Consider the following 15,217-nt stretch of genomic DNA (forward strand, 5'->3'; position numbering starts at 1 on the left):
GGCCCCGCCCGGGGGCCTACTCCAGGCCGAGGGCGAACGCGGCCTCCAGGTCGTGCTGGGAGTAGGTGCGGAACGCGATGTGGGTCTCGGTGTGCTCGACCCCCGGCACCTTGTTGACCTGGCCGGGGATCACCTCGGCCAGGTCCTCGTGCTGCCGCACGCGGACCATCGCCACCAGGTCGTAGCTCCCGGTGACCGAGTAGACCTCGCTGACGCCCTCGATGGCGGCGATCGCCTCGGCGATCTCGGGGATCCGGTCGACGCTGGTCTTGATGAGGACGATCGCGGTGATCACGGCTGGGCTCCTGTGTGAGGGGACGGCCCCAGCGTATCGGCCGTCAGGTGGGCCGTCTGCTGCCCCGCGCACTCCCCGCCCAGGCGATCAGCCAGCCGGTCGCGAAGCCGATCACGTGCACCAGGTACGCCACCCCCGAGCCGCCGGCCCGCACCGACCACCACTGCAGGGCGAACCACAGGCCCAGGACCAGCCAGGCCGGGAAGCGCAGCGGGAGGAAGAGGAGTACCGGCACCAGGGTGGTGACCCGGGCCCGCGGGAAGAGCCGCAGGTACGCGCCGAGCACCCCCGCGATCGCGCCGGACGCGCCGACCAGGGCCCGGACCGACTCGTCGGAGTGCGCCTCCGCCAGCGCGTAGCCGTAGGTGGCCAGGTAACCGATCGCCAGGTAGCAGAGCAGGAACCTGATCCGCCCCAGCCGCTCCTCCACCCCGGGGCCGAAGACGAACAGGAACAACATGTTGCCGAGCAGGTGCAACCAGCCCGCATGGACGAACAGCGAGGTCAGCACCGACAGGACGGGGCTCTTGCCGGGGTTCGGCGGCAGCGCGCAGCCGTCCGCCGCGGGGGCGAGCGCGCGCAGCTGGTCGGCCGTCAGCGGGTGCCGCTCCAGCAGCTCGACCGGGACCGCGCCCCAGCGCTGCTCGTAGCGCTGCTCGGCGCAGACCCGGGCGTCGCCGGTGCCGTAGACCGGGTTCAGGCCGAAGCTGGGGCCGCACAGCAGGACCAGGGCGCTCAATGCGATCAGGGTGAGGGTGACCACCGGCGGCCGCCCGGACGGGACGGCGGGCGGACGGCCGGCCCGGGTGAGAACGGGGAGCGCCATTCCCCGAGCATCCCTCCCGGCCGGGCGGGCGACACCGCGGTTGCTGCGGGTGGGTGAACGGGTGTTCGCGGTGGCCGGTGATCGTGCGCCGAGGTGCAGGCAATAGGCTTGAGGGCCCGGAACAGGGACCATCCGAGAGGACCTCGATGACCATCGCCGCCCCTACCGCCGAGACCCGCTGGCGCTGCACGCTGTGCGGCAACCTCACCCGCTTCGACGTGACCCGTACCGCCCGTGTGGTCGAGTACCTGCACTTCGACCTGGCCGGCGAGTCCAAGGTGGAGGAGACCGAGGTGCTCAGCGAGACCCTGGAGTCGGTGCGCTGCCGCTGGTGCAACGCCGTCGACCAGGTCGAGCTGGTGGCCCGTCCGGGCGCCGACGAGGACGGTCCCGAGAGCGCCGGGGAAGCGCCCGGCGCCTGACCCGGACGGCCCCGCGGTCGGCCGGCCTCCGGGTCGGATCCCCGCGGGGCGCCGGCCCGGCGCGTCCGGCACGGATGTGTGGCGTGCTGTCGGTGGGGCACGGTAGACGGGACAATTGCAGAGAGCGGTGAGTTCCGGGGCGGCGGCAGACGGCCGTACGGACCCCGCCGGACCAGGATCGGAGCCGAGGACGTGGTGGACGCAGCGAGGGGGCCCGCCGAGCCGCAGGGGCAGCAGCCCGCTGCGGGGCCGGTGCTCCCCGGCACGGACGAGACCGTCCCCGCGACCGAGGCCGACCGGGCGGCGCCCGACGAGGGCGCGGCTCCCGACGGCGACGGCGGACCCGCGCCGGCACCCGAGCACCTGGACCGTCCGCTGCCCGAGGGCGTCCGCCGCCGCGTGGTCGGGCTGGCGGCCGACGCGCTGGGCGGCATCCCGGCCGCAGACCTGCCCGCCTCGCTGCGCCAGTACGCCAAGTTCACCCCCGCCCGCCGCGCCAAGTACGCGGGCACGGCGCTGGCCGCCGCGCTGGAGGCCGACCCGGTCTTCCGGCTGCGGATAGCCGACCGCCTGCGGCTCGGCCAGCCGGACCTGGTGACCGCCCTGGAGTCGGGCACCGTGCCCGGGGCCGCCGACCCGATGGACGTCGCCGCCGGCGCCTACCTGCTGCGCACGGCGGGCTGGACGCGGGTGGTCGTGGAGGCCGGCGAGGAGGTCGAGCGCGCCGGTGCGGAGGGTGCCGCGGCCGAGGCGGCCCGGCAGGTGGAGAAGCTCCAGGAGGAACTGGCCGAGGTACGGGCCACCGCCCGGGCCGACCTGGACCGGCAGCGGGCCGAGTCGGAGGGCGTCCGCAAGGAGGCCGAGTCGCTGCGCAAGCGCGTCCGCACCCTGGAGAGCGACACCCGGCGGGCCCAGGCCGAGAGCCGCAAGCTGCAGGGCGAGCTGGAGACCCTGCGGGCGGCGGGGGCGGCCGAGCGCAGCGCCGCCGAGAGCGAGGCCCGGCGGCTGAAGCACCGGATCACCGAGCTGGAGACGGCGGTCGAGGCCGGCCGCCGGTCGGCGCGCGAGGGCCGCACCGTGGAGGACATGCGGCTGCGGCTGCTGCTGGACACCGTGCTGCACTCCGCGCAGGGCCTTCAGCGGGAGCTGGCGCTGCCGGTCGCCCAGCTGCGCCCGGCGGACCTGGTGGACGCGGTCGTCCCGGTGTCGGCCTCGCCGAACGACGTGGCCCGGCGCGGCCTCGCGGAGGATGACCCGGCACTGCTGGACCAGCTGCTGGCGATCCCGCAGGTCCATCTGGTGGTGGACGGGTACAACGTGACCAAGTCCGGCTACCCGACGCTGCCGTTGGAGCAGCAGCGGCTGCGGCTGCTCGGCGGGCTGGCGATGCTGGCGCAGCGGACGCAGGCCGAGGTGACCTGCGTCTTCGACGGGCAGGACCTGGACGTCCCGGTGATGATGGCGCCGCCGCGCGGTGTGCGGGTGCGGTTCAGCCGGACCGGGGAGACGGCGGACGAGCTGATCCGGCGTCTGGTGCGCGCGGAGCCGCAGGGGCGCCCGGTGGTGGTGGTGTCCACCGACCGGGAGGTCGCGGACGGCGTCCGTCAGGCCGGGGCGCGTCCGGTGGCGTCGATCCTGCTGCTCAACCGCCTGGCCCGGGCCTGATTCCGGTGACCTCGCGTCAGCCCCCGTTGACCGGGTTGTGTCGGTGGGGTGAAATCCCGTGGCGGGAAGGAAGTTCGTTCCAGTAGGGGAGTGGCGCCGGAGCATGATCTTCACTAGGGTCTGGCGTCAAACCTATATTCCGGACTTTCCCTCGTTCGGGTGAGTCCAGCAGGAAGAAGGAGCAACCCCCTTGGCCTCCCACCGCCGTCCTAAGCAGCCCAGCCGCGCACGAGTGACCGTGCTGACCGCTGCCGCAGCGACCGCGGTCGCCCTTTCCGCGCAGGTCAGCGCCCACGCGGCACCGGCCAAGCCGAACAAGGACGAGGTCAAGGCGCAGGTCGACAAGCTGCTGGAGGAGCAGGAGCAGGCGGCCGAGAAGTACAACGGCGCCAAGGAGCGGTCGGACCAGCTGCGCAAGCAGGCCGACCAGCTCCAGGACCAGGTCGCCCGCGGCCAGGGACAGATGACCGAGCTGGCGTCCGGGCTGGCCGCCGTGGCCGGCCAGGAGTACCGCTCCGGCGGCATCGACCCGTCGATGCAGCTGATGCTCTCCACCAACCCGGACGGCTACCTGGCCCAGGCGTCCAGCTTCGAGCAGGCCGCCAGCACCCAGGCGGACACCCTGAAGTCGCTGAAGGACCAGCAGCGCCGGCTGGACCAGCAGAAGCAGGAGGCCGCGGCCGTCCTCGCCGAGCTGGACCGCAGCACCCAGACGCTGAACGACGCCAAGACCGAGGTCCAGAACAAGCTCAAGGACGCGCAGAAGCTGCTGGGCCAGCTCAGCGCGGCCGACCGGGCCGCCGTGATGGGCGACCGGGCCTCGCGCAGCGACGACCGCTTCGACCTGGCCAACCTCCCGGCCCCCGGCGGCTACGCCGGTGTCGCGGTGGACGCCGCCATGGGCAAGCGCGGTTCGGCCTACGTCTGGGGCGCCACCGGCGCGAGCACCTTCGACTGCTCGGGTCTGATGGTCTGGGCGTACGCGAAGGCCGGCGTCTCGCTGCCGCGCACCTCGCAGAGCCAGGCGACCGTCGGCACCAACGTCGGCACCAACATCGCCAACGCCCAGCCGGGCGACCTGGTGATCTACCACAGCGACGCCCACCACGTGGCGATGTACATCGGCAACGGCCTGGTGGTGCACGCCCCGCGCACCGGTGACGTGGTGAAGGTGATGAAGGCCGACGCCATGCCGATCAAGACCATCCGACGGGTCTGAGACCGGTCGCTCCGGGACGGGATCGACACCCCGACCCTGCAGTCCCATTTCGGACATTTGCCCTCTTGAGGGGCTAGTTGACGCTCCATGACACGCCCGGACGGGTCGAGATCCCGCTGTGATCTCCGACACGCCGGGCGTTTCATTGTGCGACCATATGCTGAGTATTTATCAGCCCTGGGTAGGTGTTCTGTCACTGTCGGTCGTAATCGGAATCAAACATGGCAATGATTCCGACTTTTTTCCGACAAGGATTTGAACGGATCACGGATGGGTTACTAGGGTCATGTCACGGACCGCCGCGCAGTCGTCCACCCAGCCCGGGTGGCAACGGTGGTCACCGCCGAGTCCGAGAAGCAGCCGGGCAGTCTGACTGCCTGTGGGGGAGCCCCTGAGGGGGTGCTGTGCATCGGAGCCGGGGAACCACGTTCCTCGGGGTGAATCGGCGCCAGGTCGACCGCAGGGGCGGCGCGCGGAGTTGGTCCGCGCGCCTGACGGGCAGTCGGTGAGGCGTTGTAGGGCTTGTCTTCCGGCCCGAACCCGTCAGCTCACCCGGTAGGCGGTGTGAGGAAGAAGGAGTCCGCCTTCGTGGCGTCCCATCGTCGTCCCAAGCCCGCAGGCCGGGCCCGCGTCTCCATCCTGACGGCCGCCGCCGCCACCGCCGTGGCGCTCTCCTCGCAGTCCGGTGCGCACGCCGACCCGGCTCCGACCAAGGACCAGGTCAAGGCCCAGGTCGACGCCCTCAACGAGGAGGCCGAGTCCAAGACCGAGGAGTACAACGCCGCGGTCGAGAAGGAGCAGAACCTGCAGAAGCAGGTCTCCCAGATGCAGGACCAGGTCGCCCGCCAGCAGGCGCAGGTGAGCACCATTCAGGGCAGCCTGGGGGAGATCGCCGCCGAGCAGTACCGCACCGGTGGGATCCCGCAGACCGTGCAGCTGATGCTCTCCGCCAGCCCGGACTCCTTCCTCAACCAGGCCGGCGCGATGAACCAGGTCGGCAGCTCGCAGGCCGACGTGCTGAAGGCCTTCAAGGACGAGCAGGGCAAGCTCGACCAGCAGAAGCACGAGGCCGAGCAGAAGCTCGCCGAGCTGGACACCACCGCCAAGCGGCTGAAGGCCGACAAGGAGGAGGTCCAGGCGAAGATCGCCAAGGCGACCGCCCTTCTGGAGACGCTCACCCAGCAGGAGCGTGACGAGCTCGCCGCTGCCGAGGCCAAGGCCGCCGCCGAGGCCAAGGCCAAGGCGACCGCCGCCCCGGCCCCCGAGCGGGCCTCCCGCGACTCGGCCCGTACGGACATCGCCGTCAACGTGCCGGCCGGTTCGCACGCCGCCGCCGCGATCGCCGCCGCCCAGTCCAAGCTGGGCAGCCCGTACTCCTACGGCGCGGCCGGTCCGAGCAGCTTCGACTGCTCCGGCCTCATGAAGTGGGCCTACGCGCAGGCCGGCGTGTCCCTGCCGCGGACCTCGCAGGACCAGCGCGGCGCCGGCACCAACGTCGGCACCAACATCGCCAACGCCCAGCCCGGCGACCTGATCATCTACCGGAGCGACGCCAGCCACGTCGCGATGTACGTCGGCAACGGCCAGGTCATCCACGCCCCGCACACCGGCTCCGTGGTCCGCTACGAGACCGCCACCATGGCGCCGATCAACGCGATCGTGCGGCCCTGACGCCGTCGCGTCCCCGTCCACGTCCACCGGCCCGGCACTCCCCGTGAGTGCCGGGCCGGTGGCGTCACGGCCGCCGGCCTGCGGCGGGACCGAGCGGTGGGCCAGGTGTCCGATTAGTGGTCAAATATTCGCTGCTGGAGGGGTTTGGACTAGCTCGGCCTGACTCGCTAACGTCTGCCCCCGGACCTCCGCACGGACGGCCGCCCACCCCCGGGCGGCGGCGGTGGCCCGGCCCGCAGGAACGGAGTCGCCGAAGCATGACCGTGCACCGCCGTCCCCCACTGCCAGGCGTCCGGCGGATCGCCCGCGCCCTGGCCGTCACGGCCGCGGCCACCACCGCGCTGGGAGTGACGGTCGCGGGCAGCGCCCAGGCCCTCCCCGGCCAGCCGGCCGAGCCGGTGGCCAAGAACGACGTCAAGGCCCAGGTCGACCAGCTCTACGACGAGGCCGAGCAGGCCTCGGAGAGGTACAACGCGGCCCAGGAGGACCAGCGGCGCCTGCAGACCGAGGCCGCCGCGCTGCAGAGCCAGATCGCGGGCGGCCAGGAGGAGCTCAACCGGCTGCGCCAGGACCTCGGCGCGCTGGCCGGCGCCCAGTACCGCTCGGGCGGGATGGGCCCGGGTGTGCAGCTGATGCTGGACTCCGACCCCGACGGCTACCTGGCCCGGGCCCGCGCGCTCGGCCAGGCCACCGACCGGCAGAACGACACCCTGCGCCAGGTGCTGGACCGCCAGCGCCGGCTGGACCAGCGCCGCGCCGAGGCGACCGCCAAGCTGGCCGAGCTGGAGGAGGTGCGCCGCTCGCTGGCCGAGAGTAAGTCCGAGATCCGGCAGCGGCTGCTCAAGGCCCAGCGGCTGCTGAGCGGCCTGGGCGCGGCCGAGCGGGCCCGGATGGTCGCCGACGACGCCCGGGCCGCCGAGCAGCGCGCCACCCGGGGCACCGACCGGCTGGACCTCGGTAGCCTGCCACCCTCCTCCGACCGGGCCGCCGCGGCGCTGGCCGCCGCCGTCAGCAAGATCGGCTCGCCGTACGTCTACGGATCGACCGGCCCCCGTACGTTCGACTGTTCGGGTCTGATGTACTGGAGCTGGCGGCAGGCCGGAGTGACCCTGCCGCGGACCTCGCAGGCCCAGGCCCACGCGGGGCAGCGGATCAGCCTCGCCGACGCACGGCCCGGAGACCTGGTGATCTTCTACAAGGACATGCACCACGTCGGCATGTACGCCGGCGGCGGTGTGGTGGTGCACGCGCCGTACCCGGGCGCCCAGGTCCGCTACGAGAGCGTCAACGCGATGCCCGTCGCCGGGGTGGTGCGGGTCTGAGCGGAGAGCTGGAGCGGCTGGTGACGAACCTGCCCCCCGAGCCGGGGGCGGGTCGTCCCGTGCTGTCCCGGCGCGCCGCCCTGCTGCTCGCGGGGGCCGGGGCGGCCCAGCTCTCGCTGCCGTTGCTGCGCCCGCCGGGCCGGCCCGCCGCTGCCGGGCCCCCCGTCGCGGCCCCGCTGCGGCCGGTGGTGGAGGAACTGCTCGCGGCCCGGGCCGCCGCCCTGCTCGGGCGGGACGGCGCGGCGCTGGCGGCGGGCACCGCGCCGGCGGCCCGGCCGGTCCAGCAGGGGCTGCTGGACCGGATGGCCCAGGTGCCGCTGGCCGAGCTCTCCTACCGGCTGACCTCCTTCACCGAGCCGCCGCCCGGCGCCGACCGGATCTCCGTCGCGGCCGAGCTCGGCCACCGGCTGGCCGACCTCGACCGCTACCCTGCGGTGCTGAACCGGCGGCTGGAGCTGGTCCGGCTGGCCGAGGGCTGGCGACTGGTCTCGGACGAGCCGGTCGGGGCCCCGGCGCTGTGGGACCTCGGCCCGGTCAAGGCCGTGCGCGGCAGCCGCTGCCTGGTGCTCGGGCTGGGGGCGGACCAGGACCTGGCGGGGCTGGCCGCCCGCGCGGACCAGGCGGTGCCGGCCGTCCAGTCCGTCTGGGGGGACGCCTGGCCGGGTCGGCTGCTGCTCCAACTCCCCGCCACCGAACTGGAGTTCGCCTCACTGCTGGACGTCCGGCCGGAGCCCTACCAGGGCATCGCGGCCGTCACGGTCGCCGCCGGCGGCGCCCCCGAGCACACCCCGGCGGACCGGATCGCGGTCAACCCGGAGGCGTACCGGGGCCTCAGCGAGCTGGGCCGGCGGGTCGTCATCACCCACGAGGCCACCCACGTCGCGACCCGGGCCGACACCCACGCCTGGACCCCGATGTGGCTCTCCGAGGGCGTCGCCGACCACACCGCGTACCTCGGCTCCGGGCGCACCCCCCGGCAGATCGCCCCGGCGCTGACCCAGGAGGTGACGGCCGGCCGGCTGCCCGCGGCGCTGCCCTCCGACGCCGACTTCACGGCCGGCGCCGACCGGATCGGCCAGGCGTACGAGCTCTCCTGGCTCGCCTGCCACGTGATCGCCCACGACTACGGGGAGCGGCAGCTGGTCGGCCTCTACCGGGACTTCGGCACCTCCGGCCGGCCCGTCGCGGGGGAGAGCGCGGACGCGGTGCTGGACCGGCTGCTGCGCGGGCGGCTCGGGGTGGGCGCGGCGGAGTTCACCGCGCGCTGGAGGAGCGAGGCGGCCTTCCTGGGTTAGGCCCGTCCGAGGTCAGGCCCCGTCCGAGGTCCGGCCCGGGAGCTGGAACATCCCGGGCAGGGCGGCCGTGAGCCGTTCCCGGTCGATCAGCGAGGTGTGGGTGCCGGCGCCGGTGCAGGCGTACGCCCCGGCCACCGCTCCGGCCCGCATGCAGGCCTCCGGCGGGTGGCCCGCCAGTCGGGCGCGGAGGAAGCCGGTGACGAAGGCGTCGCCCGCGCCGTTGCTGTCCACGATCGGCAGCCCCGGGTCGGCCACCGGGAAGTGCCGGACCTCGTCCCGTCCCCGGGTGAGCAGGTAGCTGCCGTGCTCACCGGCGGTGGCGACCACCAGCTGGGCCCGGCCGTCGGCCAGCACCGCGCGCATGACCTCCTCGTGCCGTCCCCGGCAGCCGGCCGTGGACAGGAAGACCAGGTCGGAGTTGAGGGCGTAGTGGCGGTGGTGCTCGTCGGCGCCGTCCCAGGCGTGCAGGTCGGTGGAGCAGCTCAGGCCCAGGCGGTGGATGTCCGGGTAGAGGTCGCGGTTGACGCCGGTGATCGACAGGTGCACGTGGGCGGCCCGCTCCAGGAACGGCAGCCAGAACTCCCGGGGGAGCCGCAGCCCGGCGGGGTGGCGGCCGTCGTAGAAGGACAGCCGCCGGCCGGCGGCGTCGACCAGGTTGACCCCGCGCGGGGTGCCGGCGGGGGAGACCAGGTGGCTGAAGTCCAGGCCGTGCCGGCCGTACGCCGCCAGCACCTGGGCGCCCTGCGGATCGTCGCCGAGGAAGTCGATGAACTTGGTCCGCAGGCCCAGCGCGTGGCAGCCCAGGGCCACCCCGCTGCCGGTGTGGCCGACGTAGTCGTGGACCGGGGGGACCTGCACCGAGTCGGCGTCCGGCAGCTCCAGCCGGTCCACCCGGACGATGGTGTCCACGCCGGCACCGCCGACGACCAGGACGTCGTACTCGGACATGAGGCATCCCCCAGGGGTGGGCGGCGGGGCCGGACGGCTCCCGATCGTGCCAGGGGGAGAGCATGCGCTGCAAGGGCTTGCAGCAAGTTTCAGCGGCCCGCCGGCCGGCTCAGGACGCGGTGCCGCGGCCGACCGGCTGGTCCAGCCCGTCCAGCAGGGCCTGCTCGTACGCGATGCCGGGCCGGACCGGGTACCCGACCGGGGTGGGGTCGGCGGCCGGCAGCACCACGGTGGTGGCCGGCTCGATCCGCCGGGTGGAGCGCCACAGGCGGCGGCAGGAGATCAGGGTGGCCGCCAGCAGGGTCAGGTTCCGCGCACTGATCACGGCGACGCCGAGCGCCTGGCTGCGCTGCACCTGCCCGAAGAGCAGCGGGAACTCCAGGGTGGTCAGCACCGCGGCGACCAGGATCAGCACGGCCACCGGCTTCTGGCTGGTGCCCCGGACGGTCAGGCAGACCGCGGCCAGGCCGATCAGCCAGATCATGTACTGCGGGCTGATCACCCGGCTGGTCACGGTGAACACCAGCAGCGCGGCCAGCGCCGCGTCGAACGGGGTCGCGGCCTGCCACCGGGTGGCCCGCAGCCGCCAGACCAGCAGCCAGCCGAAGCCGATCGCGGTGCCCGCCAGCGACAGCTTGGCGATCACCGGCACCCAGGGGCCGAGCATCTCCTGGGCGCCGTAGTTCATGGTGACCTGGCCGTCCCAGCCGCCGAACAGCCGGGCGAAGTGCAGCGGCAGGGCGCCCAGCGACTCGATCTCGATCCCGCGCTCCTTCTGGAACTTCAGGAAGTCGAACGCGCCGTTCATGCCGGCCGTCAGCAGGAAGCCGAGCGCTGCGGCGGTGGCCACGGCGGCCGTCCAGGACCGCCTGGTCCGGCGCCCGCGCGGGGTGCCGGTCAGGGCCAGCACCGGCCAGACCTTGATCAGGGCGCCCAGGCCGAGCAGCAGGCCGCCGAGCGCCGGCTTGCGCGCCACGGCCAGCAGCCCGACCACCGTGATCGCGGTCACGATGATGTCGTACCGGCAGTAGACCGTCGGACCGAGCAGCGGGACGCCGACCACCCACATCCAGGCCCCGGTGAAGCTGCGGCCGCGGCGGGCGCCGACCCGCATCAGCAGGCCCATGGTCAGCAGGTCGAACAGCCCGCACAGCACGAAGAACGAGACCAGGTAGGACCAGGGCAGCACCCCGGGAAGCATGATCACCAGGGCCGCGCCGGGCGGGTACTGCCAGGTGACGTCGTCGAGCGGGAAGGTGCCGGTGCGCAGGACCTCGAACCACCCGTGGTAGATCACCGAGACGTCGGTGCTGACGTCGGCGTTCGAGATCCGCAGGATGCCGAGGACCATCAGCACGATCAGTACCCGGGTGGCGATCCAGCCGGCACCCAGGCCCCACAGGGCCCCGCCGGCCGGGGTGGGAGTCGAAGGGGGCAGCGCGGTGCTGCCGGCGCTGCGCTCGGCTCTGCCGACCGGGGCCAACTCCACGACTCTCCTTCGTTCGTCACACACGTCACAGGCGGACACCACGGGACGGACGCCCGGAAGCGTCTCGCACCGCGGTGCGCTCTGCCTGCTACCCCCGGGTCCACCTGCTAGGACCGACCCCGAGCGAAAACGGTTGCGCGGGCATGCTTCGTTCCCGACGCGCCGGGGTGTTGACCTATGGTACGGATCAGTGAGCGGTACACCGAGCACCCCCCGACCGAGCGAGCCGTGGCAATGCACAAGACCCTGATCGTCACCAACGACTTCCCGCCCCGGCCCGGCGGCATCCAGGCCTTCGTCCACAATATGGCCGTCCGCCAGCCGGCGGGCAGCATTGTGGTCTACGCCTCGACCTGGCGGGACGGCGGCGAGGTGGCGAAGTTCGACGCGGAACAGCCCTTCCCGGTGATCCGCGACCGGACGCGGATGATGGTCCCCACCCCGCGGGTGACCCGGCGGGCCGCGGAGATCCTCCGGGCCGAGGGCTGCAGCTCGGTGTGGTTCGGCGCGGCCGCGCCGCTCGGCCTGATGGCCCCGGCGCTGCGCCGGGCCGGCGCGGACCGGCTGCTCGGCATGACCCACGGGCACGAGGCCGCCTGGGCCCAGCTGCCCGGCTCCCGGCAGCTGCTGCGCCGGATCGGGGCGGGCACCGACACCCTCACCTACCTCGGCGAGTACACCCGCTCCCGGATCGCCGCCGCGGTCGGCCCGCAGGCGGCCGGCCGGATGGTGCAGCTGCCGCCGGGCGTCGACGAGGGGACCTTCCGGCCGGACTCCGGCGGGGCCGCGATCCGCGAGCGGCTCGGCCTGACCGACCGCCCGGTGGTGGTCTGCGTCTCCCGCCTGGTGCCGCGCAAGGGACAGGACACCCTGATCACCGCCATGCCGCGGATCCTGGCGGAGGTCCCGGACGCGGTGCTGCTGATCGTCGGCGGCGGCCCGTACCGGGGGGAGCTGGAGAGGCTCGCGGACGCCACCGGGGTACGGGCCTCGGTGCGCCTCACCGGCGCGGTGCCCTGGGAGGAACTGCCGGCCCACTACGGCGCGGGCGACGTGTTCGCGATGCCCTGCCGGACCAGGCGCGGCGGCCTCGACGTGGAGGGCCTCGGCATCGTCTACCTGGAGGCCTCGGCGACCGGCCTGCCGGTGGTCGCCGGCGACTCGGGCGGCGCGCCGGACGCGGTGCTGGAGGGCGAGACCGGGTACGTCGTCCCGGGCCGCTCCGCCGAGGTGACGGCCGAGCGGATCGTCCGGCTGCTCCAGGACGAGGCGCTGCGGCGCCGGATGGGCGAGGCCGGACGCCGCTGGGTCGAGCGCTCCTGGCGCTGGGACCTGCTGGCCGGGCGGCTCACCTCGCTGCTGGCCGGCTGAGCCGCCGGGCGCGGGACCCCGCGGGACCCCGCGGACGCGGGACGGCCCGGGCGCTCCGGGTGGAGCGCACGGGCCGTCGGCGTGCCGGGGCCGGCCCGGGTCAGCGCCGGTAGATCGCCTCGACCTCGCCCGCGAAGTCCTTGAGGACGACGTTGCGCTTGAGCTTCAGCGAGGGCGTCAGGTGGCCGCTCTCCTCGGAGAAGACGGTGTCCAGCAGGCGGAACTTCTTGACCGCCTCGGCGGCCGAGACGGCCAGGTTGCCCTCGTCGACCGCGGCCTGCAGGGCGGCCAGCAGGTCGGCGTCCTCGCGCAGGTCGGCCAGGGTGGCCGCGGCGGGCTTGCCGTTGAGCTCCTTCCACTGGGGGAAGAACTCGGGGTCGACGGTGAGCAGGCAGGCGATGAAGGGCCGGCGGTCGCCGACCACCATCACCTCGCCGACCAGGGCGTGGGCCCGGATCCGGTCCTCGATCACGGCGGGGGCGACGTTCTTGCCGCCGGCCGTGACGATGATCTCCTTCTTCCGGCCGGTGATGGTCAGGTAGCCCTCGTCGTCCAGGGTGCCGATGTCGCCGCTGGCGAACCAGCCGTCCTGCAGCGCCTCGGCGGAGGCCGTCGGGTTGTTCCAGTAGCCGGTGAAGACCTGCGGGCCCTTGAGCAGCACCTCGCCGTCCTCGGCGATCTTCACGGCGGAGCCGGGCACCGGCTGGCCGACCGTGCCGATCTTCGGCTTGTCGTGCGGGTTGAAGGCGATCGCCGCGCAGGTCTCGGTCAGGCCGTAGCCCTCCAGCACGGTGAAGCCGATGCCGCGGTAGAAGTGCCCGAGCCGCTCGCCGAGCGGTGCGCCACCGGAGATCGCGTGGGTGCAGCGGCCGCCCAGCGCCGCGCGCAGCTTGCTGTAGACCAGCTTGTCGAAGACCGCGTGCTTGATCCGCAGCATCAGCGGGATCCGCCCGGCGTCCAGCGCCCGGCTGTAGGCGATGGCGGTGTCGGCGGCCCTGTCGAAGATCGCGCCCTTGCCGTCCGCCTGGGCCTTGGCCCGCGCGGTGTTGAAGACCTTCTCGAACACTCTCGGCACGCCCAGGATCAGGGTCGGCCGGAACGAGCCGAGCTCGGCCGTGACGTTCTTGATGTCGGAGACGTGGCCGAGCTTGATGGGGGCGATCGCGGCGGCGATCTCGGCGATCCGGCCGAGCACGTGGGCCAGCGGCAGGAAGAGCAGGGTGGAGCCCTCGCCGGTGCGGAACAGCGGTTCCAGGCGTTCGGTCACGTTGCCCAGCTCGGAGATGAAGTTCCCGTGTGTCAGCTGACAGCCCTTCGGGCGGCCGGTGGTGCCCGAGGTGTACACGATGGTGGCGAGCGAGTCCTCCGACGCCAGCGAGCGCCGCTCGGCCAGCGTGGCGTCGGTGACCCCGGCGCCGGCCTGCGCCAGCGCGGCCAGCGCGCCGGCCTCGATCTGCCAGGTGTGCGCCAGCTCCGGCAGCTCCTCGCGCAGGCCGGCCACCACGGCGGCGTGCGCGTCGGTCTCGGTGACGACGGCCACGGCGCCGGAGTCGCCCAGGATCCAGCGCACCTGCTCGGCGGAGGAGGTCTCGTACACGGGGACGGTGACCGCGCCGGCGCACCAGATCGCGAAGTCCAGCAGCGTCCACTCGTACCGGGTGCGGGAGAGCACGCCGACCCGGTCGCCGGGCCCGATGCCGGCGGCGATCAGCCCCTTCGCGGCCGCGTGGACCTCGGCCAGGAACTGGACGGCGGTGACGTCCTGCCACTGGCCGTCCACCTTGCGCCCGAGGACGGCCACGTCCGGGTGCAGCTCGGCGTTCTGGTGGACGAGGTCGGCGAGGTTGCCGCCGCTCGGTACCTGGTAGCGGGCCGGAAGGCTGAACTCGAGCAAGACTGCTCCTCGTCTGCGACGCTGCGGGACGGCAGGACGTTACTGCCCGGTAGGTCGTTTGGGCCAGGGGGGTCGCCCCCGGTGTTCCGATCGTCACACCCGCCGTCTCCGACAGGCCAGGTCAGGGCCGGTCCCACCGGCACCTTACGGCAGGCCCGGGGTGACCCACGGGTAGTGGGGGCACCGACCGGCCCCCGCGGCCGGCGCCGCAGGGGCGGCGGGCCGGGCGCCCGCCGGATCGCGATAGCCTGCCCTGGGCGCACAGCTGAAGAGACGCGGAGGGCCGTCATGGCGGAGCACACCAGGTCGAGCATCATCATCGACGCCACCCCGGCCGAGGTGATGGCCGTGATCGCGGACTTCGCCGCGTACCCGGCCTGGACCGGGGAGGTCAAGGAGATCGAGGTGCTGTCCACCGTCGACGGCGGGCGCGCGGCCGAGGTGCGGCTGCTGCTGGACGCCGGGGCGATCCGCGACGAGCACGTGCTCGCCTACACCTGGGACGACGACCGCGAGGTCTCCTGGACGCTGGTCAAGAGCCAGATGCTGCGCGCCCTGGACGGCTCCTACGCGCTGGCCCCGCTCAAGAACGGCAGCACCGAGGTCACCTACCAGCTGGCCGTCGACGTGAAGATCCCGATGCTCGGGATGATCAAGCGCAAGGCGGAGAAGGTCATCATCGACCGGGCGCTCGCCGGCCTGAAGAAGCGCGTCGAAGGCTGAGCGGTCCCGTCCCCGAGGCCGGTCCCCACCCCGGGGCCGGGCCCGTCCCGGATGCCGGTCGCACCCCCGAAGGCTGA

13 protein-coding genes and 1 riboswitch are annotated in these 15,217 nt (G+C 73.5%); of the genes, 8 read left to right on the forward strand and 5 right to left on the reverse strand.

Annotation, left to right across the window (positions count from 1 at the left end; all coding sequences use genetic code 11):
• Nucleotides 1-16 precede the first annotated feature (16 nt).
• Together ACIOFR_RS02225 and ACIOFR_RS02230 are read right to left on the reverse strand one after the other, a co-directional pair.
• Nucleotides 17-295, reverse strand: coding sequence for an Lrp/AsnC family transcriptional regulator (locus ACIOFR_RS02225; RefSeq protein WP_400991717.1), 279 nt, complete (start codon nt 293-295; stop codon nt 17-19).
• Nucleotides 296-338: 43 nt separating this feature from the next.
• Nucleotides 339-1,121, reverse strand: a complete 783-nt coding sequence (locus ACIOFR_RS02230; RefSeq protein ID WP_400991718.1) for a rhomboid family intramembrane serine protease — start codon at nt 1,119-1,121, stop codon at nt 339-341.
• Between the two features lie 146 nt (nt 1,122-1,267).
• On the opposite strand from ACIOFR_RS02230, the gene ACIOFR_RS02235 reads away from it, so the two are divergent.
• The 6 genes from ACIOFR_RS02235 (at nt 1,268) to ACIOFR_RS02260 (ending at nt 8,715) form a co-directional block, all read left to right on the forward strand.
• Nucleotides 1,268-1,543 (forward strand): hypothetical protein, encoded by a 276-nt coding sequence (locus ACIOFR_RS02235; protein WP_400991719.1) that lies wholly within the window; start codon nt 1,268-1,270, stop codon nt 1,541-1,543.
• Between the two features lie 252 nt (nt 1,544-1,795).
• On the forward strand, nt 1,796-3,208 hold the full coding sequence (locus ACIOFR_RS02240) for an NYN domain-containing protein (RefSeq protein ID WP_400992122.1): 1,413 nt from the start codon (nt 1,796-1,798) through the stop codon (nt 3,206-3,208).
• A 190-nt stretch (nt 3,209-3,398) separates the two neighbouring features.
• Nucleotides 3,399-4,427, forward strand: coding sequence for an NlpC/P60 family protein (locus ACIOFR_RS02245; RefSeq protein ID WP_400991720.1), 1,029 nt, complete (start codon nt 3,399-3,401; stop codon nt 4,425-4,427).
• Between the two features lie 390 nt (nt 4,428-4,817).
• Nucleotides 4,818-5,005: riboswitch (cyclic di-AMP (ydaO/yuaA leader) on the forward strand.
• Nucleotides 5,006-5,015: 10 nt separating this feature from the next.
• Complete coding sequence (locus ACIOFR_RS02250) at nt 5,016-6,098, forward strand: NlpC/P60 family protein (RefSeq protein ID WP_400991721.1); 1,083 nt, start codon at nt 5,016-5,018, stop codon at nt 6,096-6,098.
• A 257-nt stretch (nt 6,099-6,355) separates the two neighbouring features.
• Entirely contained in the window at nt 6,356-7,420 is a 1,065-nt protein-coding gene (locus ACIOFR_RS02255; protein WP_400991722.1) for an NlpC/P60 family protein, read from the forward strand.
• Nucleotides 7,421-7,440: 20 nt separating this feature from the next.
• The gene (locus ACIOFR_RS02260; RefSeq protein WP_400991723.1) at nt 7,441-8,715 is read left to right on the forward strand and encodes a hypothetical protein; all 1,275 of its coding nucleotides are present in this window, start codon (nt 7,441-7,443) and stop codon (nt 8,713-8,715) included.
• Between the two features lie 12 nt (nt 8,716-8,727).
• Here ACIOFR_RS02260 and ACIOFR_RS02265 read toward each other — a convergent pair whose 3' ends face one another.
• Together ACIOFR_RS02265 and ACIOFR_RS02270 are read right to left on the reverse strand one after the other, a co-directional pair.
• Nucleotides 8,728-9,663 (reverse strand): carbohydrate kinase family protein, encoded by a 936-nt coding sequence (locus ACIOFR_RS02265; protein WP_400991724.1) that lies wholly within the window; start codon nt 9,661-9,663, stop codon nt 8,728-8,730.
• A 109-nt stretch (nt 9,664-9,772) separates the two neighbouring features.
• Complete coding sequence (locus ACIOFR_RS02270; protein WP_400991725.1) at nt 9,773-11,152, reverse strand: glycosyltransferase 87 family protein; 1,380 nt, start codon at nt 11,150-11,152, stop codon at nt 9,773-9,775.
• 234 nt (nt 11,153-11,386) lie between these two features.
• On the opposite strand from ACIOFR_RS02270, the gene ACIOFR_RS02275 reads away from it, so the two are divergent.
• Complete coding sequence (locus tag ACIOFR_RS02275) at nt 11,387-12,523, forward strand: glycosyltransferase family 4 protein (protein WP_400992123.1); 1,137 nt, start codon at nt 11,387-11,389, stop codon at nt 12,521-12,523.
• Between the two features lie 100 nt (nt 12,524-12,623).
• Here ACIOFR_RS02275 and ACIOFR_RS02280 read toward each other — a convergent pair whose 3' ends face one another.
• Complete coding sequence (locus ACIOFR_RS02280) at nt 12,624-14,417, reverse strand: AMP-dependent synthetase/ligase (protein WP_400991726.1); 1,794 nt, start codon at nt 14,415-14,417, stop codon at nt 12,624-12,626.
• Nucleotides 14,418-14,705: 288 nt separating this feature from the next.
• Here ACIOFR_RS02280 and ACIOFR_RS02285 point away from each other — a divergent pair, with 288 nt between their 5' ends.
• Entirely contained in the window at nt 14,706-15,140 is a 435-nt protein-coding gene (locus ACIOFR_RS02285; RefSeq protein WP_400991727.1) for an SRPBCC family protein, read from the forward strand.
• Nucleotides 15,141-15,217 lie beyond the last annotated feature (77 nt).

Source organism: Kitasatospora sp. NPDC088346, from assembly GCF_044740765.1.
Taxonomy (GTDB): Bacteria; Actinomycetota; Actinomycetes; order Streptomycetales; family Streptomycetaceae; genus Kitasatospora.